Genomic DNA, 24523 nt, shown 5'->3' with positions numbered 1-24523 from the left:
TCATTATTATTGCGCTGTTATTTCCACAAACGAAGTGACAGCGGAATAGAGAAGTTTGCACCAGTAGATGAAGCAATGGCTCCCATCACAGCAAACAATAAGTTAAGTAAGATTAAAGCAAACATAATCGCACTACCAAACAGTACGGAAGTCACAACTAATCCTACAATCAACGTAATCCCCCAGTTAATGGCTTCTTTTGCTTGTGTCTGAATATAAGCTTGTTCTTTTTGCATAAAAGAAAAGATAAGACCGGCAAAAACACCTAAAAAGATAGAGGCTAACCACATGACCATAGCCGTATTTTGGGCATCTTTTGATTGGGTTTCGACGTGAAAATGAGAGGTTTGTTCTGATGAAGACATACAACGTTCCTTATTTGTGTATTTGATATTAGCTAAACTTTTAGATGGTTAGTTTTGCAAAATTTACCGAGTAATTACATTTAAATAAACACGAAAATGACAATGAAATTGTTTCACCCTTCGTATGCAGTATAACGGTACAAATAACTAATCATTTAGACTATTTAAGTTAACATATTAAATATAGACAAGTTTTAAGCGATTGGTCTAACAATTATGAAAATATCTAGCGTTTACGGACGTGTTTGTATTGAGTTGCACAATAACCACGTGTGACATCTTTGGAGCGCAATGCATCGTGTTTAGTATTTCTACCGGACACTCTTGCGCGCCAATTATTGAAGGTTTTGCGACGTAGATGAGCCCGCATAAGCTTGATGACATCTGGCTCAGCGACGCCAAACAATGCCTCAATTGCCTCGAAAGGGGTGCGGTCTTCCCAGGCCATTTCGATGATCCGAGAAATATCTTCGTCATCCAAAGGGCTTTGTTGCCTCACTGATAAATGTTTTGCCGACTCTGACTGCGGCGTTTTCGGAAAATCTTTCATTACACAAGCAACCTTATTATCTGTATGGTAACGCGTCATATGTAGCACTTAACAGGTCGAAAAGTTCTGCTAACACTGCGTCTTTACTGGCTTTTTATACGCAAAAGACAATAAAAAAGTTTATCTCTATTAGGGGTCTCTCACATCGAGTCGCTAACCAAAATCTCTACCGCCTGAAATACAACTCTAACCGCAGATATGTCACGGACAACTTACCTCTAGTCAAGTTCCGATAATACCGTTCCGCTATCTAGCGCGACACTGTATTCTGCCCTTTTTTCATTGACCAAATGTAATAGTGCTGCCGCAGCAACAGCATCTGACATCGCTCTGTGATGACGTGTCATATCAATAGAAAAATGTCGCGTGAGGTTCGCTAGAGAATACGAAGCTAAACCAGGGAATGCCTTGCGCATCTCGCGAACAGTACAGAGTTTGGGTCGAGAATAATGCCTGTCTAAACGTTGAAATTCCGCTTTGATAAAAGAAAAATCAAAATTCACGTTATGCGCTACAAAAACACACCCCTGCGTAAAATGAGCTAATTCATCTGCTATTTCGGCAAATACCGGAGCATCAGCGACCAAAGCATTATCAATGCCCGTTAACTGAGTGATATTTTTCGGGATCATGCGCTGAGGGTTTAACAAGGTTTGCCAACGATCTACTTCTTGGCCATTGATGACTTTCACGATACCAATTTCTGTAATCCGATGCTGTTCTGCTCTCCCACCAGTGGTTTCAATATCTACCACAACATAAGGTTGCTGAGGATTTAAGCCCCATTGAACTTGGGTGATATCAACAGTAAATCCACATTCTTTTAATTTGGCCATCGTGATGAGTTGATTCTTGCGCAAGACATCACCGGTAGCTTTAATTTCCTCAAAACGCAACGCATTATCTTCTACCACCATAATGTCTGGAAAACCATCATGATACAAAGCGTAATTTTCAGCCATCGCGAATAATATACCTTGGACAGCTTTTATATCACTATATTGGAGCAAGCAGCCAAGGCGTTTAATAATATTTTTGTGCCAACGAAAAATGCCATTAGGTTTCCCATAATGGAGTGTTGCTTGCTGCACGACGTGTTTGGCTAACGCTTTATACGTCCCTAACTTTTTTAATAAACCATCAACTTGTGCGGTACATTCCTGGTAGAGATTATTATGGATAATATAATGGGGACGAGTATCAAACTCGTTCCCCGCAGGGGCATTTTTGGCAAACAGAATATCCCAAAATACCAAACCAAATAAACTTTTAAACAACTCGTTTTCTGTTTTATAACTGACGAGGCCTTGGCCTGTATAAAACTCTACAACAGCTCGTTCCACACGATTTTTATGCACTTCTTCAAACACATAACTACGTTTTGCTGTACGCAACCAATCCGTTAACGTACTGGTTTTTTTCTTGTGATATTTACGGGCTAAAAAATCCTCTGCAAAGACTAAAATTTGTTCGTTTTCAGGTGCACTTATAATGGCTAATAATTCTGCTTCTACCTCTTCTTTTGCACCAGCTGCATAGCGTAGCCGAAGTAATTTTTCTTGGGCTTTCGGATGTCTAGAAGCAGCTAAATAAGACCAAGCAAAAGCTTCCTTTTGCTCGACTGAAAAACCATATGGCACTAACCATTCTGGCTCTACCTTAGCCAAAAGTTGTTTACCAATAGACCAACAAAATTCATCTTTACTGTCCAAGGCTAACGCGCCATCTGCTTCGGGTAAATCAGCAGGTGGAATGAACGTCGGTATGAACTCGTTATGCACAAAGATTGGTATATTGGCTAAATATTTATCTCGATATTTTAATTTTGCCCAAAAATAAGCAGATTTCGCCGCAGAGCAATGCTTGAAACGGGCCCCAGCAGTGACATTTTTGCGGGTACGCATAATCCCCAAGTCACGCATAGAGAATTGGTTTAAACGCCCATGTAAATGCCCAAAAAATAAAAAGAGTAGATACTCCAGAACATCATCAATGGCCCGATAAACAATTTTTTTTGCCAACTCCGAGCCCATAAATTCACGATATGCAACGCCGTTTTGCACCAATGTCAACAATGCTCCTTTGGAGGCACTTTTCGTAAACTTTAAGGTCGAGTTTTTGGCAAGCAAATTAAGTAAGTCAACTTTGGTTAGTTGTGCTAAACACGCAGTAAAATGCTCTTCAGTAACAGAAATGAACCACTTATTATTCATGCAATTTGCAATCGCAGTCTGCTCATCATTTATCTCAGCATATTCTAGGCTATCTATTTTGATAAACGGAGATTTTCGGTTTAAGGCTCGCACTAACACGCATTGGGTATCTCTATCTTGTACCAAAAACCGATTCACGAAAGCACGATCATCTGGACGTAACAATGCAGCACAATGTGCCTCTATATAGCCAATAAACTCATTGAAATGGTCTAGATAATAAAATGTTGGAAGATTTTTTCTCATATAAATAGTGTATATACATACAGTTATTTTGTCACTATTTTTTGTTTTTTGACCCATGCTATATGTGATCTTATAACTGGGTCATCCTTTAATTTTTCTAATGTATTCAATCTTTTAGCCAGCTGCATTTCATCATGGGATGTATGAATTCCCACATGACACTGACGACAAATATTGATCCCCTCATTCAGCGTTGTTTTTTCAAAATGTTTTTTAAAATATGTCCGTCTATGCATTTTTTTGGGGATCAGGTGATGGAAGGTTAGCGCAACTTCTCGTTCACAAAGTTCACACGCACCATGTTTTATTCTTCTAAATGCCATAAACAACACCGACTTTTATTTTTATTAAAGTAAACCATATTGACCAATTCACGTATAAATCATTACTTTTTATACGGGTTTATACAACAATGAGTTTAACTGAAAGTAGTCTATTTGAATGTCCTTACTGCATGGTGTCCAATGATTTAGAAATTGATATCCAAAACGATGTAGGACAGCAACAAATTGTCGATTGTCAGATTTGCTGTGCCCCTATTGAATTGATCATACAAGATACCGGTTGGGGCCTAGAAATTATTGCTAAACGTGATGATGAATGAACTCCAACCGTTAGTTACACCCAACACAAGAAATATATAGAGACTACCCTACACAAGTAATCTTTTAGAACATGCTACTCACAAGGAATATTTATGCTCTACCGTGAAGATGATATCCAAAACATGGACCAACGTTACCGAGCAAACTTCATCAACTCCCTTTCAGGCTTCAAAAGTGCTAACTTACTGGGCACCAAAAGTACCTCGGGACAAGAAAACTTAGCGATTATAAGTTCCGTTTTTCATGTTGGCGCCAACCCACCACTGTTGGGTATGATCATGCGTCCTCATACCGTACCTAGAGATAGCTTAAAAAATATTAAAGATACCGGTATATATACGTTATCAGCAGTAGGTAGTGAGTTTACTGAAGCAGCACATCAAACTTCAGCTCGCTACACTGATTCTGAGTTTACTGCAGTGGGCTTGACCCCGACATACTCTGCAACTCACTCAGCTCCTTATGTAGCAGAGGCGCGACTGAGAATAGGTCTTGAGGTCAAACACATTGAAAAGATTGAATTAAACCAGACAGAATTAGTGATTGGCCAGGTAGTGGAAGTCTATGTTGACAATTCAGTGGTATCTGTAGATGGGTATATTGACCTAGAACATTTGCAAACAGCCTGCATTTCGGGTTTAGATACGTATCATAAAAGTTCTCGAATTCATCGTTATGGGTATGCAAAGCCTCATGAGGCCCTTGCTAAAATAGACTAATGGAAACAAACTTAGATCCTAATTTTGACCAGTTACTTGTAATCTGTGGCATTATATCTGTCATAGTTATTGCGTTTATATTGTTTGTGATCAAACTTCCCCAAGAAGATAAAGATTACAATACCACCAACCAATCACCCAAAAATTGTGTGAGAAATAAAAACGAAGACACCGAGTTTTAATCGGTAAAGGAGAAACGAATGAGTAAGTTAAACCGCCGTGATTTTCTAAAGCTATCTGGTTGTTCATTAATTGGTATGACATTAGGTAGTGTGGCATTGCGCGCTAACGCTGAAGTAGCCAAGGTTGACCCTACAAGCCCCCAAGCGTCAGCTTTGAAATATGTACATGACTCAGCTGTAGAGGGTCAAAATTGTGCTAACTGTGTATATATCCAATCTGCTGAAGGTGACTGGCGTCCATGTGCCTTATTCCCTGGCAAACAAGTCTCAGCCAACGGCTGGTGCTCAGCTTGGATGAAGAAAGCATAAGCAAAGCCCAACCAAACTCTTTGCTCAATAAAAAAGTAAAATAAACCGAAGTATGATGGCAACATAAGGACATTACACTTCGGTTTTTACTTTTTATCAAAAATTTGCGAGAAAACCCCGTGATCAGACTTGCTCTGTCGCGGGGTAGTTCACACTTAACGATTCATCTCTTTACATCTGCACTCTACCTACACATCAACTCAACGTCTTTGCCCCACTCTTTGTGTAGAACCTTGTTGTTTAGTCCTGCGCTCACGAGCTACGTGACCATTCGTAATAAATGATTTTGGGATGCGAGTATGATCAGACACGCATATCTGATTTCCTCCTTTTTGCTTGGCTTTAAATAATGCGTTATCAGCGAAGTTGAATAAGCACCCTTGCTCAATATTTGCCTCAGGTAACATCGTTGCGACACCTGCACTTATCGTTAAAAACTTGGATGGACTCTCGCTATGAGGAATGGACAACATGTTAACCGCTTCGATCATTCTCTGAGCAATTTGACTCGCTCCCTCAGATTGACAAGTCGGTAGTAACAAAACAAACTCTTCCCCCCCTATTCGAGCAAACAGATCGTTACTTCGTCGACCAAATTGTTCTAACTGCTGAGCAACTAGCATTAACACTTCATCACCAGCAACGTGTCCATAAAAAGTGTTATAGGACTTAAATTTATCAATATCTAGCATAATCAAACTAAACATTTCTTCATATCGAATACAGTTTTGCCATTCTTTGGTAAACACATACTCATAAATACGCCGGTTAGCCACTTTGGTAACCGCATCTCTATACGAATAAAACTCTAATTTTTTACGCTCGAGAATAATATTTAAGTGTGTGGTGATACGCTGCACAATTTCACCTTGGGGTACAGGTTTGACAATATAATCTATCCCCCCTGTAGAGAAACCTTCTAGCTTATCTTCTAATGCATTTAACGAACTCAAAAAAATCACAGGGATATCTTTCGTAAAAGGCTGGCTTTTAAGTTCTTGGCAAAATTCAAACCCTGTTTGATCGGGCATCAACACATCACAGAGAATCAAGTCAGGAGGATTATCTGAGACACACATGGACATCGCAGTCGCAGAATCAGTAGCAAATGAAATAGTGCATAACCCACTTAAAATTGCAGAGTAATAAGATAAGTCACTACTTTCATCATCTACTATAAGGATTTGTAGTTCAGATATATGCTCCACATCGTTGTCGAGGATATTGTAGCTAAATAGATCTGACATATAAGTAGCCAATTAATTATTCGAGACACTTAAAATTATAGACTCAGTTAGACTAATGTCCTTTATACAAAAGTTTAATTTATAGTACTTATCATGATTATTTGCTAGGCCAATGAAAACATTAGGATTTAATAGCACTTGGAGTTGACACATTTCGTTAAGCATTAGACTATGCAGTTGTTATCACAATATAATAATAGGAATAAATCATGTATACAGCCAGATCTCACAAGGTTTTTTCATTAACCCACATACAAACTTTTTTGGCTGCCGGAGTACTTTGCTTACTCAGTGTTGCTAGCTTAGCAGAGAGTACAGTAGCTAAGCCCATACCAGCAGTTCAAATCAGCCAAACCGAACACAGCACCAAGATCAACGGCAAGCAAGTACAATACAACGTTATTGCTGGTGATCATCATATATTGGACGATGAAGGGCAGCCCAAAGCGAATATTTATAGCACAGCGTATTTCAGAACCAACACTAAAAATAATCAACGCCCTGTCCTATTTATCTTTAACGGCGGGCCTGGTTCGTCAAGTGTCTGGCTGCATATGGGTATCTTTGGCCCGAAGCGCGTTGTATTGCCTAGTGATGGTGAACGTGTTGGTGCCCCGCCATATGTTCTAGCAGACAACCCAAAATCTCTCTTAGATATTGCGGATATGGTGTTCATTGATCCTCCTGGGACAGGCTATTCAAAGGCACTTGGTAAATACACTGGCAAAGACTTCTGGGGCGTCAAAGAAGATGCGGTCATCATGTCTGACTTTGTCCGTGCCTTTACCCGTAAACATAATTTATTTAATCGTCCAAAATATCTCGCTGGAGAAAGCTATGGAACGACGCGAGCAGGTGCAATGGTCAAAGAATTACAGTCGGGCTGGGGTTCATTAGATCTGAGTGGCGTCATGCTTATCTCTTCGATTGTCGATTTTGCAACTGGAGATTTCCACCCTGGAAACGATTTGCCGTTTGTGACATTTTTACCGACCTATGCAGCGACAGCTTGGTATCACAAGGCGATTGACCGGAGCCGTTTTCCTGAACTAGCACCCTTTATTGAAGAAGTCCGTCAGTTTGCTCTCAATGAATATGCCACTGTGTTACTTAAAGGCAGTATGGCAAGCCCTACAGAGCGCAATTCAGTGATAAAACAATTACAGCGGTTTACGGGTTTAAGCGAACGTTTTTTACAGCAGAGTGATTTACGGATCAACGAATATCAATTTATGAAAGAGGTTCTTCGGGACCGTGACCTTCGAGTGGGTCGCTTAGATAGTCGCTATCTTGGTGAAGATGCTGATAAAGTTGGCTATAGTTTTGCAGCGGACCCCTCTGGCTATGCGATTGATGGTGCTTACACAGCATTAATCAATCAATATATGCGTGACGATTTAGCAGTAAATCGCGATGAACGCTATCACATTCTTAACGGCAAGGTGTTTGGTGCATGGAATTGGCTGTATGAGCGCAATGCACGCAGCCAAGGTTATATGAATGTGACGCCATTTATCGCTCAAGGGATGCGCGAAAACAAAGATTTTCGTGTATTTGTGGGCAATGGATACTATGATCTGGCCACACCGTTTTTTGCGACTGAACACTCTATGTCACATCATGGCATTGATACCAACAGAGTCACTATGAAATATTATGAAGCAGGTCACATGATGTATATCCATGAACCTTCGTTAATTGCTTTAAGTGACGACATTCGCGCATTTTTAAATGCACAATAGCAGGACAGGAACCGAATTTTGGCTTACATTCAACTAAAAATAAACATGGTAGCAGAACACGCTGAAGCGTTAGGTGAGATGCTCAGTGCCAATGGTGCGCAAGCCGTCACATTTGTCGATGCTAAAGACACCCCGTTATACGAGCCGAAACCTGGAGAAGTCATGCTGTGGCCAGATACTCAAGTAGTGGGTTTATTTGATGCAGCCATGGACATGACTCGTGTCATCCAACGTTTAAGTCGAGCAAAAATTTTAGGAGATGAGTTCATTTATGTCCTAGATCCGCTAGAGGACAAAGACTGGGAGCGTGAATGGATGGATAATTTCCACGCAATGCAATTTGGCCAACGTTTATGGATCTGTCCTTCTTGGCGAGATATTCCTGACCCCACCGCTGTCAATGTAATGCTCGACCCAGGCCTCGCCTTTGGTACTGGTACTCATGCGACCACAGCACTGTGCTTACGTTGGTTAGACAGCCTTGATTTACACGCTAAAAAGGTCCTTGATTTTGGCTGTGGGTCAGGCATTTTAGGGATCGCAGCAGTCAAACTCGGTGCCAGTGAAATGCTAGGTATCGATATTGATCCCCAAGCCTTACAAGCCACCGAAGAAAACGCTCTACGCAACCAAGTAAGCGAACAAGTCAGTGTCGCACTCCCACAGCACAATCCCCAATACCTAGCAGATGTCGTACTAGCGAATATCTTAGCCGCGCCGCTCCGTGAGCTAAGCCAAGTCATTAGTGACTATTGTCGCCCAGGTGGCAAACTGGTTTTGTCAGGCATTCTAGTTGAGCAAGCACAAGAAATTGCAGATTTATACGCGGCTCAGTTTCATATCGATGAGATTGTTACCGAAGGTGACTGGGCAAGGGTCAGCGGAACAAAACACTAATTATTGTCAAGTAAAATAATTGCAATTTGCTTAAAAAAACAGCTTTTCACTCTCCCAAAAAAGGCGTAATATTGCGCTCCCTTAAGCGATAAGGGTTTAAAATTTGTACGATATGGATATTATTTGTTCAATAGTGCAGAGCATCAGTTTTGCAAATTAGAGGTACTTCATGCGCATAGGTCACTACACGCTTGAGAATAATTTGCTATTAGCTCCCATGGCGGGGGTGACTGATAGGCCCTTTCGCCAAATGTGCAAAAGAATGGGTGCCGGACTTGTGGTTTCCGAGATGTTATCGAGTAACCCAAAGGTTTGGCATACTGAAAAATCTAAAATGCGCATGGACCACACTGGCGAGCATGGAATTCGTTCAGTACAAATAGCGGGCTCAGACCCGTCTCTCATGGCTGAGGCAGCTCAATTCAATGTAAATAACGGTGCGCAAATCATCGATATCAACATGGGTTGTCCTGCAAAAAAAGTAAATAAAAAAATGGCAGGGTCTGCCTTACTGCAATACCCCGATCAAGTAGAAGCGATACTTGCTGCGGTGGTTGATGCGGTTAAGGTCCCAGTTACATTGAAAATACGTACAGGTTGGGATCCAGAAAATCGTAATGGTGTGCAGATTGCTAAATTAGCACAACAATACAATATTCAATCCTTGGCGGTTCACGGTAGAACACGTGCATGTATGTATAAAGGCAACGCCGAATACGACACAATCCGAGCTATCAAGAACGCAGTGGATATACCAGTCGTTGCCAATGGTGATATTACATCACCGCAGCAAGCTAAATTTGTGTTAGAACACACCGGAGCAGATGGAATAATGGTTGGTCGTGGTGCCCAAGGAAATCCTTGGATCTTCCGCGAAATACAACATTTTTTGCAAACCGGAGAAATTCTGCCTAAACCTGACTATACTGAACAGTGTTCAGTCATGTTAGAGCACATCGATAACGTCCATAATTTTTATGGGGGAATTGGAGGTGTTCGTATCGCCCGAAAACATGTTGGGTGGTATTTGGCAAAATACGATCAAGGACGTCAATTTCGCGCACATTTTAATGCCATTGATGACGCTGCTGAGCAGCTAGATGCGTTAACAATGTTTTTCTCGCAGTTGTCGCAGAAGTCTCCTTCTAGCGCAGCTTAATTGATACTATAAAAAAGAGCAGTACTGATTATGTTTGATCAAAACGCAACATCTCCTTTTACAACGATTGTCACAACTCCTGCGCAAACAACAGCACAAAAGCCATTACGTGAGTCGGTTAAACAAGCTGTAAACAAATACCTTAAGCAGTTAGATAACTCTGAAATTGAGTCATTATATGACATGGTGTTAAGTGAAGTTGAAGCACCTTTACTCGAAGAAGTCATGACGTATACTCGCGGTAATCAGACTAAAGCCGCTAATATGATGGGTATCAACCGCGGTACACTTCGTAAGAAGCTTAAACAATACGGCATGGGCTAACACCCAGCGGGGCCTGCCCCAGCCTAAAGAGCACTTATGTGCTCTTTTTTGTTTTTTATCTTGTCAAAATTTCCAGTAAGAAGACCACATACTATGACTACAAATCCAATCCGTCGCGCACTACTAAGTGTGTCAGACAAAACCGGTATTTTAGAATTTGCCCAAGCCTTAGTTGCTATGGATGTTGAACTCTTATCTACCGGCGGGACTGCCAAATTACTTGCCGAGGCAGGTTTACCCGTTATCGAAGTATCAGACCACACCGGACACCCTGAAATTATGGACGGCCGAGTCAAGACATTACATCCAAAAATTCATGGTGGTATCCTTGCACGCCGTGGTCAAGACGATGCGGTCATGGCTGAAAATAACATAGATGCGATTGATTTAGTGGTAGTCAACCTTTACCCGTTTGCTGCGACTGTAGCTAACCCAGATTGCACTTTGCCTGACGCGATTGAAAACATCGATATCGGTGGCCCCACCATGGTGCGTGCAGCTGCCAAGAATCACAACGATGTGACGATTGTAGTCAATGCCGATGATTACGTGACTGTCCTAGAGCAAATGCAAGCAAACAGTGGTGTAGTTGACCATGCAACGCGTTTTGACCTTGCGATTAAGGCTTTTGAACACACGGCAGAATACGACGGTATGATTGCTAACTATTTCGGTGCCCGTTTAGATACAACTGAGTGTGACGATGATTGTGACCATGAGCACAGCGAATTCCCGCGCACTTACAATATCCAAGTCAGTAAAAAACAAGATTTACGCTATGGTGAAAACTCTCACCAAGCAGCAGCATTTTACGTAGAAAATGATATTCAAGAAGCCTCTGTTGCAACTGCTCAGCAGCTGCAAGGTAAAGCGTTATCGTTTAATAATATTGCCGATACAGACGCAGCCTTAGAATGTGTCAAAGAATTCGATCAACCAGCTTGTGTTATTGTCAAACATGCCAACCCTTGCGGTGTTGCTTTAGGTGAAACTATCCTAGCGGCCTACGAGCGCGCATATCAAACTGACCCAACATCAGCATTTGGTGGCATCATTGCTTTTAACCAAGAACTAGATGCAGCTACTGCACAAGCCATTATTGACCGCCAGTTCGTTGAAGTGATTATTGCACCGACGGTTTCTGAAGCAGCCAAAACAGTCTTAAGTGCCAAACAAAATGTGCGCGTTTTAGAATGTGGCGACTGGGCTGGACAGCTTACTGATGGCTACGATTTTAAACGCGTAAATGGTGGTCTATTGATCCAAGAACGTGATTTTGGGATGGTTGAAGCTGAAGACTTACAGGTTGTAACCAAACGCCAACCAACAGAGGCTGAGTTAAAAGACCTGATGTTTACTTGGAAAGTCGCTAAATATGTGAAGTCAAACGCCATTGTGTATTGTAAAGATGGTATGACAATCGGTGTAGGCGCAGGCCAAATGAGTCGCGTCTATTCTGCTAAAATTGCTGGCATCAAGGCAGCTGATGAGAACTTAGAAGTGGTAGGCAGTGTGATGGCCTCTGATGCATTTTTCCCATTCCGTGATGGTATTGATGCAGCTGCAGCAGCAGGTATTACAGCTGTTATTCAACCTGGTGGCTCTATGCGTGATGCAGAAGTTATTGCGGCAGCAGATGAAGCAGGTATTGCGATGGTCTTCACCGGTATGCGTCACTTCCGTCATTAAGAGGTAAAAGAATATGCAAGTATTAGTTATTGGTAGTGGTGGGCGTGAGCATGCGCTTGCTTGGAAAGCGGCTCAGTGTAAAGGCGTGACTAAAGTGTTTGTCGCACCGGGTAACGCTGGTACAGCAAATGAAGGCATGCTAGAAAACATTGATATACCTGTTTCTGACATCACTGGTTTAGTAAAATTTGCGCAAGACAATGCTGTTGAATTAACGATTGTCGGCCCAGAGCAACCTTTGGTGGATGGTGTAGTTGATGCTTTCACCGCTGCTAATTTACCGTGTTTTGGTCCAACCAAGGCAGCCGCCCAGCTAGAAGGCTCAAAAGCCTTCACCAAGGATTTTTTAGCACGTCATAACATTCCTACTGCGGAATATCAAAACTTCACAGAAATAGAACCCGCATTGGCATATGTTAGAGAAAAAGGCGCTCCTATTGTCGTTAAAGCCGATGGTTTGGCTGCAGGTAAAGGAGTGATAGTAGCGATGAGCCTTACTGAAGCCGAAGATGCAATCAAAGATATGCTTGCTGGAAATGCTTTTGGTGAAGCAGGTAGTCGTGTTGTCATCGAAGAATTCTTAGATGGTGAGGAAGCTAGTTTCATCGTGATGGTTGACGGTAAAAATATCGCATCATTTGCCACAAGCCAAGATCATAAACGCGTAGGGGATGGCGATACAGGTCTAAATACAGGGGGTATGGGTGCATATTCTCCAGCCCCGGTCGTGACCAAAGCAATCCATGATCGCATTATGCAAGAAGTGATTATACCAACTGTAGAAGGTATGGCTGCAGAAGGTAATGACTACACTGGATTTCTCTATGCCGGTTTGATGATCATGGCGGATGGCACACCTAAAGTTATTGAATACAACTGTCGTTTTGGTGATCCTGAAACACAGCCGATCATGATGCGCTTACAATCAGACTTGGTCGCGTTATGCCTAAAGGCCACTCAAGGTGATTTAGCCAATACTGTCATCAAATTTGATGAACGTCCCGCAGTTGGTATTGTCCTTGCTGCAGGTGGTTACCCAGGTGATTACAAAAAAGGGTTAGTGATTAGTGGTTTAGGCAGAGGTGAATCATCTGATGCCAAAGTATTCCACGCAGGTACATCAGTGGCAGCAGAAGGTATCGTTACCGCGGGTGGTCGTGTACTGTGTGCTACGGCTATGGGTAACTCAGTAACCGAAGCCCAGCGTGCGGCGTACAAACTAGCGGGCAATATTAGCTGGGATGGTATGTTCCATCGTAATGATATTGCTTATCGCGCCATACAACGCGAACAAAGTTAAACAAAAAAAGCGGTACATAAAAAGTCGATATTTCCTTGAAGTATCGACTTTTTTCGTCTTTCGTGGTCTATTAGTCAAAGGATAATAAAGTAAATAGGACATACATATGTCAACTAAGCACCCTATCATTGCTATTACCGGTTCATCTGGTGCTGGCACTACAACAACAACCAATGCAATCAGGCATATTTTTCGTAATTTAAATGTCAATGCAGCGGTCGTTGGTGGTGATAGTTTTCACCGCTTTACTCGCCCTGAGATGGAAGTTGAAATCCGTAAAGCTCAAGAACAAGGTAAGCATATTAGTTACTTTGGACCGATTGCCAATGACTTCGCACTTTTAGAAAATTTATTTACCGAGTATGGGCAAAGTGGGACTGGACAGTTTCGTGAGTACTTACACACCTTTGACGAAGCCGTACCATTCAACCAAATGCCAGGCACCTTTACCCCGTGGCAAGATTTGCCTGATAATACAGATCTTTTATTCTATGAAGGATTGCATGGTGGGATCACAACCGAAGAACACGATGTTGCTAAGCATGTTGACCTACTCGTGGGCATGGTACCGATTGTAAACTTGGAATGGATCCAAAAAATCGTTCGCGACACCACAGATAGAGGGCATAGCCGTGAAGCTGTGATGAGTAGCATTGTGCGTTCTCTCGATGATTATTTTCAATATATCACACCACAATTCTCACAAACCCATGTGAATTTTCAACGCGTACCAACAGTTGATACATCCAACCCTTTTAGTGCGAGAGAAATACCGACCCAAGATGAAAGTTTTGTCGTGGTCCGTTTTCGCAGTGAAATGAAGTCGGTAGATTACCCTTATTTACTACAAATGATCGATGGTTCATTTATGTCACGGGTAAACACATTGGTAGTACCGGGTGGTAAAATCAGTTTGGCAATGGAGTTGATATTGACGCCTTTGTTAGAAGAGATCTTGCATAACAAGCGTCGCTCAACATTACAAATGGATTGGGTGCAGGACAAATAAGCATTTGCCTAAGATGGTCGATATAAAAAAGCATGGAATATTATAAAACGTAATACAGATAGACTCACTCGACAACTTTTGTAACAACATCACTACGCTTGCTTACACAAAAAAACTGTCATCCATTTCTAGTGTGTCTTATAGTTCAAACTTGTTTTACTTTTATAATAATCTTACTTGTCAAAAAGTAATATTAGGGAGTAGTAAATGGGTCAAGAGACATCAAAAATCCTCGTCGTTGATGACGACATGCGCTTGCGTAGTTTATTGGAACGATACCTAGTTGAACAAGGTTATCAAGTACGTACGGCTGCTGATGCCGAACAAATGGACCGTCTCTTAGAGCGTGAAAACTTTCACTTACTCGTTTTAGATCTCATGTTACCTGGTGAGGATGGGCTTTCTATCTGCCGCCGTTTACGCCAAAAAAACAACGAAATTCCAATCATCATGCTCACGGCCAAAGGGGATGAAGTCGACCGAATCATTGGCCTAGAAATGGGCGCTGATGACTATTTACCAAAGCCTTTTAACCCTAGAGAATTACTTGCTCGTGCTAAAGCTGTGTTGCGTCGAAAAACGATTGAAGCGCCTGGAGCTCCTTCACAAGAAGAACAAATTGTGGAGTTTGCGAGTTATAAGTTAAACCTTGCGACACGAGAAATGACCAATGACGGCAAGCCTATGGTATTGACCAGTGGTGAATTTGCGGTGTTAAAATCATTAGTTAGTCATCCGCGTGAACCCTTATCTCGAGATAAATTAATGAATTTGGCGCGTGGTCGAGATTACGGTGCATTAGAACGCAGCATTGATGTACAAGTTTCGCGTCTGCGTCGCATGTTGGAAAAAGATCCAACTAACCCACGTTATATTCAGACTGTCTGGGGGTTGGGTTATGTATTTGTTCCAGATGGCTCAGATGTGTAAAGCGCTCATCCTCTCTATTCGCCTACACGTAAAAGGATAGCTAAGCGTGAGTATTGTACCGAAGAGTGCGTTTGGTCAAACCGTATTACTTATCGGTGCATTATTACTATTGAACCAAGTTGTCTCTTATTGGTCAGTGACTTATTATTTTATCCAGCCAAGTTATCAGCAAATCAATAATCTCGTTGCGACCCAAGTCAATACACTTTTTGAAGCGCCTCAACTCATCAGTGATAATGAGCGTCGCCAAGCATTTTCAAAACGCACTGGTATCGTATTTTATTCTCAAGAAAACGCTATAAAGTCTGGCTTAAGTGATGCGACTTACTATCGTTTTATGTCGTCACAAATTTCTTCAGAACTAGGCGGTGAAACGGATGTACGCTTATCCACTGATACGCCTTATCGGATTTGGATTAATCCACCGCAAAACCCAGCTATTTGGATCGTCATCCCGATGGAAGGCATTGGTAAAAACGATTTCTCACCATTAACCATTATTTTATTAGTGATCGGGGTATTGTCGGTAGCGGGTGGTTATATCTTTGTTAAACGGATGACACAGCCATTGCGCGCCTTACAAAACGCGGCTAAAGCGGTTGGTCAGGGTGAATTTCCTGCCCCTATCAAGCCATCTGGCAGTATAGAAATGCAGTCAGTAACTAAGGCATTCAACCAAATGTCGCAAAGTATTAAACAATTAGAACAAGACCGGCATATTATGACTGCGGGGATCTCACATGATCTGCGCACCCCACTCACTCGAATTCGCCTAGCAACAGAAATGCTCCCGGAAGATCAAGCCTGGGTCCAAGAAGGGATTGTGCAAGATATTGAAGATATGAATGATATCATTGATCAATTCATTGATTACGCCAAACAAGATCTTGAAGAAAATCGAGAATTAACGAATATTAATTTACTGGTGGATAGTGTTGTACAAGCACGACATTTTGATGACAACCACACTATTGCACAACGTCTACAGAATGTACCGGATTGCCTAATGCGTGCGGTTGCAATCAAACGCGTGTTAGATAACTTAGTTGAAAATGCCTTCAGATATGGCTCAGACCATCTAGAAATCACAACTGAACACGACAAAAAACGCAAAGAAGTTGTCTGCACTATCCGTGATTTTGGTCCTGGCATAGACCAAGATAAACTGCCTAAACTCATGCAACCATTTGCCCAAGGAGATGCGGCCAGAGGCTCATCAGGATCTGGGCTAGGCTTGGCGATCATCAAACGTATTATTGATATGCACCAAGGCCAGGTAAATTTCTCAAACCACCCAGAAGGTGGCTTTCAGGCTGAAATTCGGCTACCGATTGATTAACCCACTGATGGTTTGCACAAGTGCTTGATTAAGAAGACTGCCCGGTACTATCTGGGTCAAAACCAGCGCGTAACGTTCTAATGTCCATTTCATCAAAACGGTATTCTTTGTGGCAAAATTGGCAATTCATTTTTACATCACCATCTTCTTTGATGATATCCAATAAAGTCTGTAACTCTACATTTTGTAAAGCAACCTTGGTTGCTTCACGTGAACAAGAGCATTGAAAAACGATGGGCGCAGGTGAAAATACTTCGACGTCTTCTTGGTGGTACAAACGATACAGGACATCTTTGGCATCCAAAGAAAATAGCTCTTTGGCTGTTAAGGTTTCCGTCAAAGCCGACAGATGAGTAAACTCAGTAGACTCTTCCACATTGGTCGCCTCTGCGGACGTGGGTAATACTTGGAGTAATGTACCACCAGCATAGTTTGCGGCATCACCTTCAGCGCCACTTAATTGAGAAAAGAGTTTCACTTGGGTCACTAATTGTTCTGATTGCAAGAAATATGTTTCGATACATTCACCTAATGTCGGCTTATCTAAACCAACAATTCCTTGGTAGCGCTCACCTTCTTTGGGTGTTATGGTAATGACTAAATACCCCTTGTGGAACAGTTCCGCAAAGGTATCAGGTAACTCAACCGTTTCATCCCAACGAGCAACCCCGCGAAGTTTCAAATCGTTAGTACCGTTGACTACCGCATATTTCACCACACCCTCTGACTGGATTTGCAAACCAATTTCACCTTCAAATTTTAAGGTGGCATTGAGTAAACTCGTCGCAGCCATCAGCTCACCTAACAAACTCTGTATCTGTGGAGGGTAGGTATAAGAATCCAAAATAGCCTGAAAGGTATCTTTCAACTGAACGACTTCACCTCGGACATTGGCTTCATTAAAAATATAACGCTGTAACGTATCGAAACTGGACATGGATGACCCTATGTTTATTGATGTTTTAAACTAATAATCTTGCGACGTTGTTTTTTGTCAGGTTTGCTGTCTGGTCGTGGACTGTGAAACACACTTAGTTTGCGCGCTTGAGCATTTCGCTCACGTGTGGCAATACTCGCTTCTGTTTCGGTATACATCCCTACAACTTGGCTAGCAGAGCGGCGTTTATCAAATACTTCATTGATAACTAACTCTTTAATATCAAAGCCTGCAGGTACTTTTAAAGTAGCACCTGCTTCTACATTTCGACTCGGCTTAGCACGCTGTCCATTATACTGGATCTTGCCTGATTGCACAGCATCACGCGCAATCGCACGAGTTTTAAACAATCTGGCAGCCCAAAGCCACTTATCTAAGCGAACACTTGGGGTGTTCTGTTCTGAATGAGTATTTTTCATGAATAAAATTGTAATATTTAGGCTGTATACTGTACAGTCTTAATTGTAGTTCAGTTAAGATTCAGTCTGTTCACATACAATGCTTAAACTGTTAAAATTATTAATAAAAATATAAAGAATAAAAGATCATAATGAATACGGAATCACTTAACCCTCAATACCTCCAAAACCTGCTGTGGACGCCCACAAATAAAGGTGTATTACGGGCTATTATCATTCTGTTAGCTGTTATATATATTCTTTATATGTGCGCCAATATTTTTTGGCGAGTAGTGCCCGAACCCAGCACCCCTAAATTACCAGCTAAATTTGCCTCTATGACAGCGACTAGCACAGCGTCATCGGGACCACAAAACAACATCGATGCCCTGATTGCTCTAGATATTTTCGGTCAGCCACCTGTGGCCCAGAAAACCGATGAGAAGCCGCTCGACAAAGTACCCGAAACTAAGTTGAATTTGACGCTATCGGGTGTCGTAGCGAGCACCATAGAAGATGGTGGTGCCGCCATTATTGCTCGAAATAATACCCAAAACACATACGGTTTAGGGGACAAAATTGATGGTACTCAAGCGACGTTACATAAAGTATTTTCAGATAGAGTCATTATCAGTAATCGCGGTGTCAAAGAGACCTTAATGCTCGATGGCATTGATTATGCCGAAGCAAACAAAGCAGCACAACAGCGTCAAGTAACTCGTCAAGATGGGCCAAAACCGGTAACCGCTACACAGCAAATCGCACCGACTTTAGCCCCTGCCGTAATTGCTCAAAAAGCCAAAGAATTACGAGCCAACCCAAGTAAATTCGCCGATTTGTTAACGATTTCACCGAAACGCGAAGGGAACCAATTAGTCGGCTACCAACTCGCTCCAGGCAAAGACAAAGCATTTTTTACCGCAGCAGGTTTACAACCTGGTGATGTAGTTACAAATATTAACGGTCTTGATTTATCGAATCCGAGTGATGCCATCAAAGCGATGCAATCGCTACAAAACGCACAGATACTCGATTTAAGTCTTCTTAGACAAGATCAAGCCCTCTCACTTTCAATTGAATTACCCTAAGGTAGTACAGGTTTTTTTATGACATTTACTGATTTACGTCACACCCGTTTAGGTTTTTTAAGTGCCTTCTTCGCAATCTGTATTGCCGTTGCGGCTTTAAGTGCCCCAAGCTATGCTGCGCAGTATTCTCCTAACTTTAAAAATACGGATATCAATGAGTTCATTGCCATTGTAGGGAAAAACCTTAAACGCACGATTATTGTCGACCCTAATGTGCGTGGCAAAATCAGTGTACGCAGTTACGACTTGCTAGATGAAGCCCAGTACTATCAGTTTTTCTTAAATGTACTCCAAGTATATAACTTCGCTGTCGTAGAAATGCCGAATGGTATTCTCAAAGTCATTCGCTCCAAAGATGCCAAAGGCTCAAACCTGCCAGTTGTAGAAGGTGAGGTGCTCACTGGTGATGAAATGATTACGCGAGTCATTCCCGTATACAACGTTCCTGTTCGTGAATTAGCACCGTTATTGCGCCAATTAAACGATACTAACAATGGTGGTAACGTGGTCAGCCATGACGCATCAAATGTCATCATGCTCACTGGGCGTGCCGCCACGATTAACCGACTTGCCGAGATTATTGAGCGAGTTGACCGAGCTGGCGATGAAGAAGTCGAAATTATTAAACTCAAATATGCCTCAGCTTCTGAGATGGTTAGAATCATTGAAAGTATTAACAAAACAGCTGGCAAACAAGCCAATGCTTCTGGCAAGTCAGCGCCACGCTTGGTTGCAGATGACCGCACAAACTCGGTCATTGTCAGTGGTGATACTAAAGCTCGTCAACGTTTAATAAACCTCGTGCAACGTATGGATCAAGAGCTGGAAACCAGTGGTAACACCCGAGTGATATTCTTAAATTATGCGGTAGCTGAAGACCTAGTTAAGGTACTCAAAGGCGTGTCTGATTCTATCCAAGCAGAAGAACAGGGCAACTCTAAAACCCAGCGAAATAGTAATCGAGAAGTCAGTATTGATTCACATGAAGATTCAAATTCTCTCGTTATCACTGCTGAACCCGATATGATGCGTTCGCTAGAAGCTGTGATACGCCAACTTGATATTCGCCGTGCCCAAGTCCAAGTAGAAGCGATTATCGTCGAAGTCTTTGAAGGCGATGGGTCTACGCTTGGCGTGCAAATGATTTCAGAAGCAGGTGGTGGTACTCAGTTCAACAATGGTGGTCTAGGTATTGGGGGACTGGCAGTCGGTGCACGTCTTGCTGAAGATCGCGAAATCAACAGTACCAATATCACCGCTAACGGCGAAGTCGTCACATCCAGTAATACCATTGAAGGTGATTTTTCGACGCTTGCAAACCTACTCGGCGGAGCGAACGGACTGATTGCAGGTGTAGTTGAAAATGGTTGGGGGGCAGTCTTGCAGGCAGTTGCTTCTGACACTAACTCCAACGTACTAGCGACACCGCATTTAACGACGATGGATAACGAAGAAGCATTCTTTGTTGTCGGTCAAGATGTGCCAATTTTAGGGGCGATTACGGCTAACTCAACCAACGCATTGCAAACCCAATCAGTTGACCGTGAAGAAATCGGTATCAAACTCAAAGTGACACCACAAATTAATGAAGGTGATGCTGTCCAGTTGTTGATTGAACAGGAAGTATCGAGTATCAGTGGTGCAACCGCAGTCGATATTTCCATTAACAAACGAGAAATTAAAACGCGAGTGATCGTTGATGATGGTGGCACAATCGTCTTAGGTGGCCTAATCGACGAAGAAGTACAAGAAAGTGTCTCAAAAGTTCCTATATTAGGCGATATCCCATACCTAGGTAACTTATTTAAAACAACGTCTTCGAGTAAACGCAAACGCAATCTAATGGTGTTTATACGCCCGACGATTATTCGCGATGCGGCGACGATGAATACGATTTCTCATCGCAAATACAACTACATCCGTGCAGAACAGTTAAAACGTCAAGCCGACGGTATTCCATTGATGCCTTACACGAATACGCCATCACTTCCAGAATGGTCCGACGCCCTGCAATTACCACCATCATTTGAAGAATATTTGATGGAAAAAGACAAGCAGAAAAACGACTAGGAGCACCTCATGGAACAGGCGACCTTAAGTTTTAGTTTTGCTAAACGGCACCAAATTTTACTCGATTTGGCACACGTAGAAGCTGATGAAACTCGTGTACCCAAAATCTTTGTTACCGCTGATACGGATTTGACGATAATTCCCGAAGTGCGCCGATTTATTGGTCGAGATTTCGTCTTCGAACAAGTCCCGACAGAAGAATTTGAAACCCTTTTGACAGCAGCCTACCAACGCGGTTCTTCAGAAGCTAAACAATTAATGGAAGACTTGGGTAACGAGAGTGACTTGTTTGCCCTAGCAGAAGACCTCACTGAGACCGAAGACCTACTAGAAAACGAAGATGATGCACCTATCATCAAACTGATCAACGCCATGCTTGGTGAGGCCATCAAAGAGGGTGCATCTGATATCCATATTGAAACGTTTGAAAACCAACTGGTTGTGCGTTTTCGAGTGGATGGTGTTTTACGTGAAATATTGAAGCCCAACCGAAAAATGTCGACGATGCTTGTTTCACGAATCAAAGTCATGGCGAAACTCGACATAGCCGAGAAACGTGTTCCCCAAGATGGTCGTATTACCCTAAAAATTGCGGGGCGTGCAGTGGATGTTCGAGTCTCAACGATGCCATCTTCTCATGGCGAACGTGTCGTCTTGCGTCTGTTAGACAAAAACAATGTACGTCTCAATCTAGAAGATCTTGGGATGACCCAAGCCAACCGAGATATTTTCTCCAGCTTAATACGTAAACCGCATGGCATTATTTTGGTTACGGGTCCCACCGGCTCGGGTAAATCCACTACTTTGTATGCTGGTCTATCTGAGATAAATTCCAAAGATCGCAACATTCTAACCGTTGAAGATCCAATTGAATTTGATTTGGCTGGCATTGGTCAGACCCAGGTAAATACTAAAGTAGATATGACTTTTGCTCGAGGTCTACGCGCAATTTTACGTCAAGATCCGGATGTTGTTATGGTCGGTGAAATTCGTGATTTAGAAACAGCACAAATCGCAGTCCAAGCGTCACTAACCGGTCACTTAGTCATGTCGACCTTGCACACTAATACAGCAGCAGGTGCTATCACCCGTTTAGAAGATATGGGTATAGAACCATTTTTACTCTCTTCTAGTCTGCTCGGTGTATTATCACAGCGTTTAGTTAGAACCTTGTGTCCTGATTGTAAACAACCACATACCCCAAGTGCCTCAGAATGTGCTGTTTTAGGTGTAACTGAAAACCCAGACTTAACGATATATTCTCCTGGTGAGTGTCTTGCGTGTAATCATACTGGCTATCGTGGCCGGACAGGTATTCATGAATTATTGCACGTCGATGAACACATTCGTGAACTCGTGCATGGTGGTCGTGGCGAGCAAGCTATAGAGAAATATATTCGTACTTCCGCGCCGAGTATTCGAGGTGATGGTTGTGCTAAAGTATTGTCTGGAGTTACGTCTCTAGAAGAAGTGTTACGTGTGACACGCGAGGAAGCCTAATGCCAGCTTTTGCTTATCAGGCCATTGATAAATCAGGGAAGTCGAGCAAAGGTGTGCTAGAAGGTGACAATCCACGCCAAATTCGCCAACTGTTACGCGAGCAATCCTTACTCCCGATAGAAGTCGAGCAAGTTAAAGAAAACACTGTCAGTGATAAATCAGGGGCATTTGCCTTTCTAGGTAGGTTGCGGCAAACCCGTTTGTCCGCTTCTGAGTTAGCTTTATTGACCCGCCAGCTAGCGACCCTAGTTGAGTCCGCTTTACCTTTAGAAGAAGCGTTATTGGCCGTTGCCGAGCAAAGCGAGAAGCCGCAGCAAAAAAACATGATGATGGCCGTTCGCTCCAAAGTAGTTGAAGGTCATGGTTTAGCTGATGCACTGAGAGATTTCCCATCAGTGTTTGATGAATTATTTATCGCCATGGTGGCAGCTGGTGAAAAATCTGGGCATTTAGATACCGTATTGAATCGCTTAGCTGACTACACAGAGAACCGAGAAAAAACTCGTAGCCAAATCGTCCAAGCAATGGTTTACCCTAGCCTCATGATGTTCTTTGCATTTGCTATTATTATGCTGTTACTCACCGTGGTCGTCCCTAAAATTGTGGGTCAGTTCGACCACATGGGCCAAGACTTGCCTACCATCACACAGATATTGATGGATGTCAGCGCCTTTTTACAAAATAATGGCTTATGGTTAGGACTGGTCCTGCTCATTGCAATCGTGTTACTCAAACGTTTTCTGGCTTTACCCCATATTGCATTGAAATATCACAAGTGGCTGTTAACTGTACCACTCATTGGTAAAGTCAATCGCGGGATGAATACTGCTCGATTTGCTCGCACCTTATCCATTTTAACCTCTAGTGCCGTACCTTTGTTAGAAGCAATGCGTATTGCGAGTGATGTGCTGTTGAATCGCCACATCAAAAAAGAAGTCCAAGAAGCCAGTGTCCTTGTCAAAGAAGGGACTAGCCTGCGTGCGGCATTGAGCAAAACAAAAATTTTCCCCCCCATGATGATGCACATGATTGCCTCTGGTGAAAAAAGCGGTGACCTACAAGAAATGTTAGGACGTGCTGCGGATAACCAAGATCGTGAATTTGAATCATTGGTTGGGATTGCTTTAAAAGTGTTTGAACCCTTGCTGATCGTATCAATGGCAGGGATTGTGTTATTTATTGTCTTAGCTATTTTGCAGCCTATTTTAGCGCTGAATAGCATGGTGAACATGTAAATTTTATCTATGGAGTTTCGTAATATGACTTTTTCTCGCCCACCACAACAGTCCGGTTTTACCTTGATCGAAGTCATGGTTGTACTGGTTATTATTGGTATTATGGCTTCTTTTGTGGCACCACAAATTTTGGGTAACCAAGAAGAAGCGCAGTTGAAAAAAACGGCTGTTGATATCCAGTCTTTAGAGAGCGCTTTAGAGCGCTACAAGCTGCGCACCAATACCTTTCCCACTACCGAACAAGGCTTAGAAGCACTAGTGACTGAGCCAGAAATTGAGCCTATCCCACGTAACTATCCGGCAGATGGTTTTATCAAGCGCCTCCCACAAGACGCATGGGGCAATGATTATCAGTTAATCAGCCCAGGAGAGTTAAGCCGTGTTGATATTTTCTCTTATGGTCCCGATGGGGAGCCAGGTACCGAAGATGATATCGGTAACTGGAACGTCAACGACTATTTGAACTAAAC

The 24523-nt window shown here is 42.5% G+C and carries 24 protein-coding genes; 17 read left to right on the top strand and 7 right to left on the bottom strand.

Features of this window, described 5'->3' with window-relative positions; translation table 11 throughout:
• Positions 1-17: 17 nt before the first annotated feature.
• The 4 genes from NLF92_RS05495 to NLF92_RS05480 all read right to left on the bottom strand — a co-directional run bounded on the left by NLF92_RS05495 (position 18) and on the right by NLF92_RS05480 (position 3697).
• A complete protein-coding gene (locus NLF92_RS05495; RefSeq protein WP_254099644.1) occupies positions 18-365 on the bottom strand; it encodes a DUF4870 domain-containing protein in 348 nt (115 codons plus the stop codon).
• A 226-nt stretch (positions 366-591) separates the two neighbouring features.
• Complete coding sequence (locus tag NLF92_RS05490) at positions 592-915, bottom strand: TIGR03643 family protein (protein ID WP_349293220.1); 324 nt, start codon at positions 913-915, stop codon at positions 592-594.
• A 218-nt stretch (positions 916-1133) separates the two neighbouring features.
• Positions 1134-3374 carry an exonuclease domain-containing protein gene (locus tag NLF92_RS05485; RefSeq protein WP_254099643.1) on the bottom strand — a complete coding sequence of 747 codons (2241 nt, stop codon included), beginning with the start codon at positions 3372-3374 and terminating at the stop codon, positions 1134-1136.
• 23 nt (positions 3375-3397) lie between these two features.
• On the bottom strand, positions 3398-3697 hold the full coding sequence (locus NLF92_RS05480; RefSeq protein WP_254099642.1) for an HNH endonuclease: 300 nt from the start codon (positions 3695-3697) through the stop codon (positions 3398-3400).
• 89 nt (positions 3698-3786) lie between these two features.
• Here NLF92_RS05480 and NLF92_RS05475 point away from each other — a divergent pair, with 89 nt between their 5' ends.
• From NLF92_RS05475 to NLF92_RS05465, 3 genes are all read left to right on the top strand, one after another.
• Positions 3787-3978, top strand: a complete 192-nt coding sequence (locus NLF92_RS05475; protein ID WP_254099641.1) for a zinc ribbon domain-containing protein — start codon at positions 3787-3789, stop codon at positions 3976-3978.
• Between the two features lie 93 nt (positions 3979-4071).
• Positions 4072-4698, top strand: a complete 627-nt coding sequence (locus NLF92_RS05470; protein ID WP_254099640.1) for a flavin reductase family protein — start codon at positions 4072-4074, stop codon at positions 4696-4698.
• Positions 4699-4898: 200 nt separating this feature from the next.
• Positions 4899-5189: a high-potential iron-sulfur protein gene (locus NLF92_RS05465; RefSeq protein WP_254099639.1), complete on the top strand. Its 291-nt coding sequence runs from the start codon at positions 4899-4901 to the stop codon at positions 5187-5189.
• Positions 5190-5389: 200 nt separating this feature from the next.
• Here the strand turns inward: NLF92_RS05465 and NLF92_RS05460 are convergent, their stop codons facing one another.
• Positions 5390-6436, bottom strand: coding sequence for a diguanylate cyclase domain-containing protein (locus NLF92_RS05460; protein ID WP_254099637.1), 1047 nt, complete (start codon positions 6434-6436; stop codon positions 5390-5392).
• A 209-nt stretch (positions 6437-6645) separates the two neighbouring features.
• Between NLF92_RS05460 and NLF92_RS05455 the strand changes: the two genes are divergently transcribed.
• The 9 genes from NLF92_RS05455 to envZ all read left to right on the top strand — a co-directional run bounded on the left by NLF92_RS05455 (position 6646) and on the right by envZ (position 16825).
• Entirely contained in the window at positions 6646-8178 is a 1533-nt protein-coding gene (locus NLF92_RS05455) for a S10 family peptidase (protein ID WP_254099635.1), read from the top strand.
• 18 nt (positions 8179-8196) lie between these two features.
• Positions 8197-9075: a 50S ribosomal protein L11 methyltransferase gene (prmA, locus tag NLF92_RS05450; RefSeq protein ID WP_254099634.1), complete on the top strand. Its 879-nt coding sequence runs from the start codon at positions 8197-8199 to the stop codon at positions 9073-9075.
• A 169-nt stretch (positions 9076-9244) separates the two neighbouring features.
• Positions 9245-10234, top strand: a complete 990-nt coding sequence (gene dusB / locus NLF92_RS05445) for a tRNA dihydrouridine synthase DusB (protein ID WP_254099633.1) — start codon at positions 9245-9247, stop codon at positions 10232-10234.
• Between the two features lie 30 nt (positions 10235-10264).
• Complete coding sequence (gene fis / locus NLF92_RS05440) at positions 10265-10558, top strand: DNA-binding transcriptional regulator Fis (protein ID WP_254099632.1); 294 nt, start codon at positions 10265-10267, stop codon at positions 10556-10558.
• A gap of 93 nt (positions 10559-10651) precedes the next feature.
• The gene (gene purH, locus NLF92_RS05435) at positions 10652-12247 is read left to right on the top strand and encodes a bifunctional phosphoribosylaminoimidazolecarboxamide formyltransferase/IMP cyclohydrolase (protein WP_254099631.1); all 1596 of its coding nucleotides are present in this window, start codon (positions 10652-10654) and stop codon (positions 12245-12247) included.
• Between the two features lie 13 nt (positions 12248-12260).
• Positions 12261-13547, top strand: a complete 1287-nt coding sequence (gene purD / locus NLF92_RS05430) for a phosphoribosylamine--glycine ligase (protein ID WP_254099630.1) — start codon at positions 12261-12263, stop codon at positions 13545-13547.
• A 106-nt stretch (positions 13548-13653) separates the two neighbouring features.
• Complete coding sequence (locus NLF92_RS05425; RefSeq protein ID WP_254099629.1) at positions 13654-14556, top strand: phosphoribulokinase; 903 nt, start codon at positions 13654-13656, stop codon at positions 14554-14556.
• A 207-nt stretch (positions 14557-14763) separates the two neighbouring features.
• Entirely contained in the window at positions 14764-15486 is a 723-nt protein-coding gene (gene ompR, locus NLF92_RS05420; RefSeq protein WP_254099628.1) for an osmolarity response regulator transcription factor OmpR, read from the top strand.
• Between the two features lie 46 nt (positions 15487-15532).
• Positions 15533-16825: a two-component system sensor histidine kinase EnvZ gene (gene envZ, locus NLF92_RS05415; protein WP_254099626.1), complete on the top strand. Its 1293-nt coding sequence runs from the start codon at positions 15533-15535 to the stop codon at positions 16823-16825.
• Positions 16826-16853: 28 nt separating this feature from the next.
• Here the strand turns inward: envZ and hslO are convergent, their stop codons facing one another.
• Both hslO and NLF92_RS05405 read right to left on the bottom strand, forming a co-directional pair.
• On the bottom strand, positions 16854-17762 hold the full coding sequence (gene hslO / locus NLF92_RS05410; protein ID WP_254099624.1) for an Hsp33 family molecular chaperone HslO: 909 nt from the start codon (positions 17760-17762) through the stop codon (positions 16854-16856).
• 14 nt (positions 17763-17776) lie between these two features.
• The gene (locus NLF92_RS05405; protein ID WP_254099622.1) at positions 17777-18181 is read right to left on the bottom strand and encodes a S4 domain-containing protein; all 405 of its coding nucleotides are present in this window, start codon (positions 18179-18181) and stop codon (positions 17777-17779) included.
• A 131-nt stretch (positions 18182-18312) separates the two neighbouring features.
• On the opposite strand from NLF92_RS05405, the gene gspC reads away from it, so the two are divergent.
• From gspC to gspG, 5 genes are read left to right on the top strand one after another with little or no spacing between them, the layout of a single operon-like run.
• Positions 18313-19248: a type II secretion system protein GspC gene (gene gspC / locus NLF92_RS05400; protein WP_254099620.1), complete on the top strand. Its 936-nt coding sequence runs from the start codon at positions 18313-18315 to the stop codon at positions 19246-19248.
• Positions 19249-19266: 18 nt separating this feature from the next.
• Positions 19267-21318 carry a type II secretion system secretin GspD gene (gene gspD / locus NLF92_RS05395; RefSeq protein WP_254099618.1) on the top strand — a complete coding sequence of 684 codons (2052 nt, stop codon included), beginning with the start codon at positions 19267-19269 and terminating at the stop codon, positions 21316-21318.
• A gap of 9 nt (positions 21319-21327) precedes the next feature.
• Positions 21328-22818: a type II secretion system ATPase GspE gene (gspE, locus tag NLF92_RS05390; RefSeq protein ID WP_254099616.1), complete on the top strand. Its 1491-nt coding sequence runs from the start codon at positions 21328-21330 to the stop codon at positions 22816-22818.
• Positions 22818-24053, top strand: coding sequence for a type II secretion system inner membrane protein GspF (gspF, locus tag NLF92_RS05385; RefSeq protein WP_254099614.1), 1236 nt, complete (start codon positions 22818-22820; stop codon positions 24051-24053). The genes gspE and gspF overlap by 1 nt, the downstream gene beginning before the upstream one ends.
• A gap of 24 nt (positions 24054-24077) precedes the next feature.
• Positions 24078-24521, top strand: a complete 444-nt coding sequence (gspG, locus tag NLF92_RS05380) for a type II secretion system major pseudopilin GspG (protein WP_254099612.1) — start codon at positions 24078-24080, stop codon at positions 24519-24521.
• The last annotated feature ends 2 nt before the right edge of the window (positions 24522-24523 follow it).

It is taken from the genome of Opacimonas viscosa, assembly GCF_024199005.1.
In the GTDB taxonomy this organism is placed as follows: domain Bacteria; phylum Pseudomonadota; class Gammaproteobacteria; order Enterobacterales; family Alteromonadaceae; genus Opacimonas; species Opacimonas viscosa.
The sequence above is the reverse complement of the archived record's forward strand: the minus strand, read 5'-3'. Positions and strand labels throughout refer to the sequence as shown.

Coding starts and splice junctions, on each gene's coding strand:
- NLF92_RS05495 (WP_254099644.1), bottom strand. CDS start 365: ATGTCTTCATCAGAACAAACCTCTCATTTTCACGTCGAAACCCAATCA.
- NLF92_RS05490 (WP_349293220.1), bottom strand. CDS start 915: ATGAAAGATTTTCCGAAAACGCCGCAGTCAGAGTCGGCAAAACATTTA.
- NLF92_RS05485 (WP_254099643.1), bottom strand. CDS start 3,374: ATGAGAAAAAATCTTCCAACATTTTATTATCTAGACCATTTCAATGAG.
- NLF92_RS05480 (WP_254099642.1), bottom strand. CDS start 3,697: ATGGCATTTAGAAGAATAAAACATGGTGCGTGTGAACTTTGTGAACGA.
- NLF92_RS05475 (WP_254099641.1), top strand. CDS start 3,787: ATGAGTTTAACTGAAAGTAGTCTATTTGAATGTCCTTACTGCATGGTG.
- NLF92_RS05470 (WP_254099640.1), top strand. CDS start 4,072: ATGCTCTACCGTGAAGATGATATCCAAAACATGGACCAACGTTACCGA.
- NLF92_RS05465 (WP_254099639.1), top strand. CDS start 4,899: ATGAGTAAGTTAAACCGCCGTGATTTTCTAAAGCTATCTGGTTGTTCA.
- NLF92_RS05460 (WP_254099637.1), bottom strand. CDS start 6,436: ATGTCAGATCTATTTAGCTACAATATCCTCGACAACGATGTGGAGCAT.
- NLF92_RS05455 (WP_254099635.1), top strand. CDS start 6,646: ATGTATACAGCCAGATCTCACAAGGTTTTTTCATTAACCCACATACAA.
- dusB (WP_254099633.1), top strand. CDS start 9,245: ATGCGCATAGGTCACTACACGCTTGAGAATAATTTGCTATTAGCTCCC.
- fis (WP_254099632.1), top strand. CDS start 10,265: ATGTTTGATCAAAACGCAACATCTCCTTTTACAACGATTGTCACAACT.
- purH (WP_254099631.1), top strand. CDS start 10,652: ATGACTACAAATCCAATCCGTCGCGCACTACTAAGTGTGTCAGACAAA.
- purD (WP_254099630.1), top strand. CDS start 12,261: ATGCAAGTATTAGTTATTGGTAGTGGTGGGCGTGAGCATGCGCTTGCT.
- NLF92_RS05425 (WP_254099629.1), top strand. CDS start 13,654: ATGTCAACTAAGCACCCTATCATTGCTATTACCGGTTCATCTGGTGCT.
- ompR (WP_254099628.1), top strand. CDS start 14,764: ATGGGTCAAGAGACATCAAAAATCCTCGTCGTTGATGACGACATGCGC.
- hslO (WP_254099624.1), bottom strand. CDS start 17,762: ATGTCCAGTTTCGATACGTTACAGCGTTATATTTTTAATGAAGCCAAT.
- NLF92_RS05405 (WP_254099622.1), bottom strand. CDS start 18,181: ATGAAAAATACTCATTCAGAACAGAACACCCCAAGTGTTCGCTTAGAT.
- gspC (WP_254099620.1), top strand. CDS start 18,313: ATGAATACGGAATCACTTAACCCTCAATACCTCCAAAACCTGCTGTGG.
- gspD (WP_254099618.1), top strand. CDS start 19,267: ATGACATTTACTGATTTACGTCACACCCGTTTAGGTTTTTTAAGTGCC.
- gspE (WP_254099616.1), top strand. CDS start 21,328: ATGGAACAGGCGACCTTAAGTTTTAGTTTTGCTAAACGGCACCAAATT.
- gspF (WP_254099614.1), top strand. CDS start 22,818: ATGCCAGCTTTTGCTTATCAGGCCATTGATAAATCAGGGAAGTCGAGC.
- gspG (WP_254099612.1), top strand. CDS start 24,078: ATGACTTTTTCTCGCCCACCACAACAGTCCGGTTTTACCTTGATCGAA.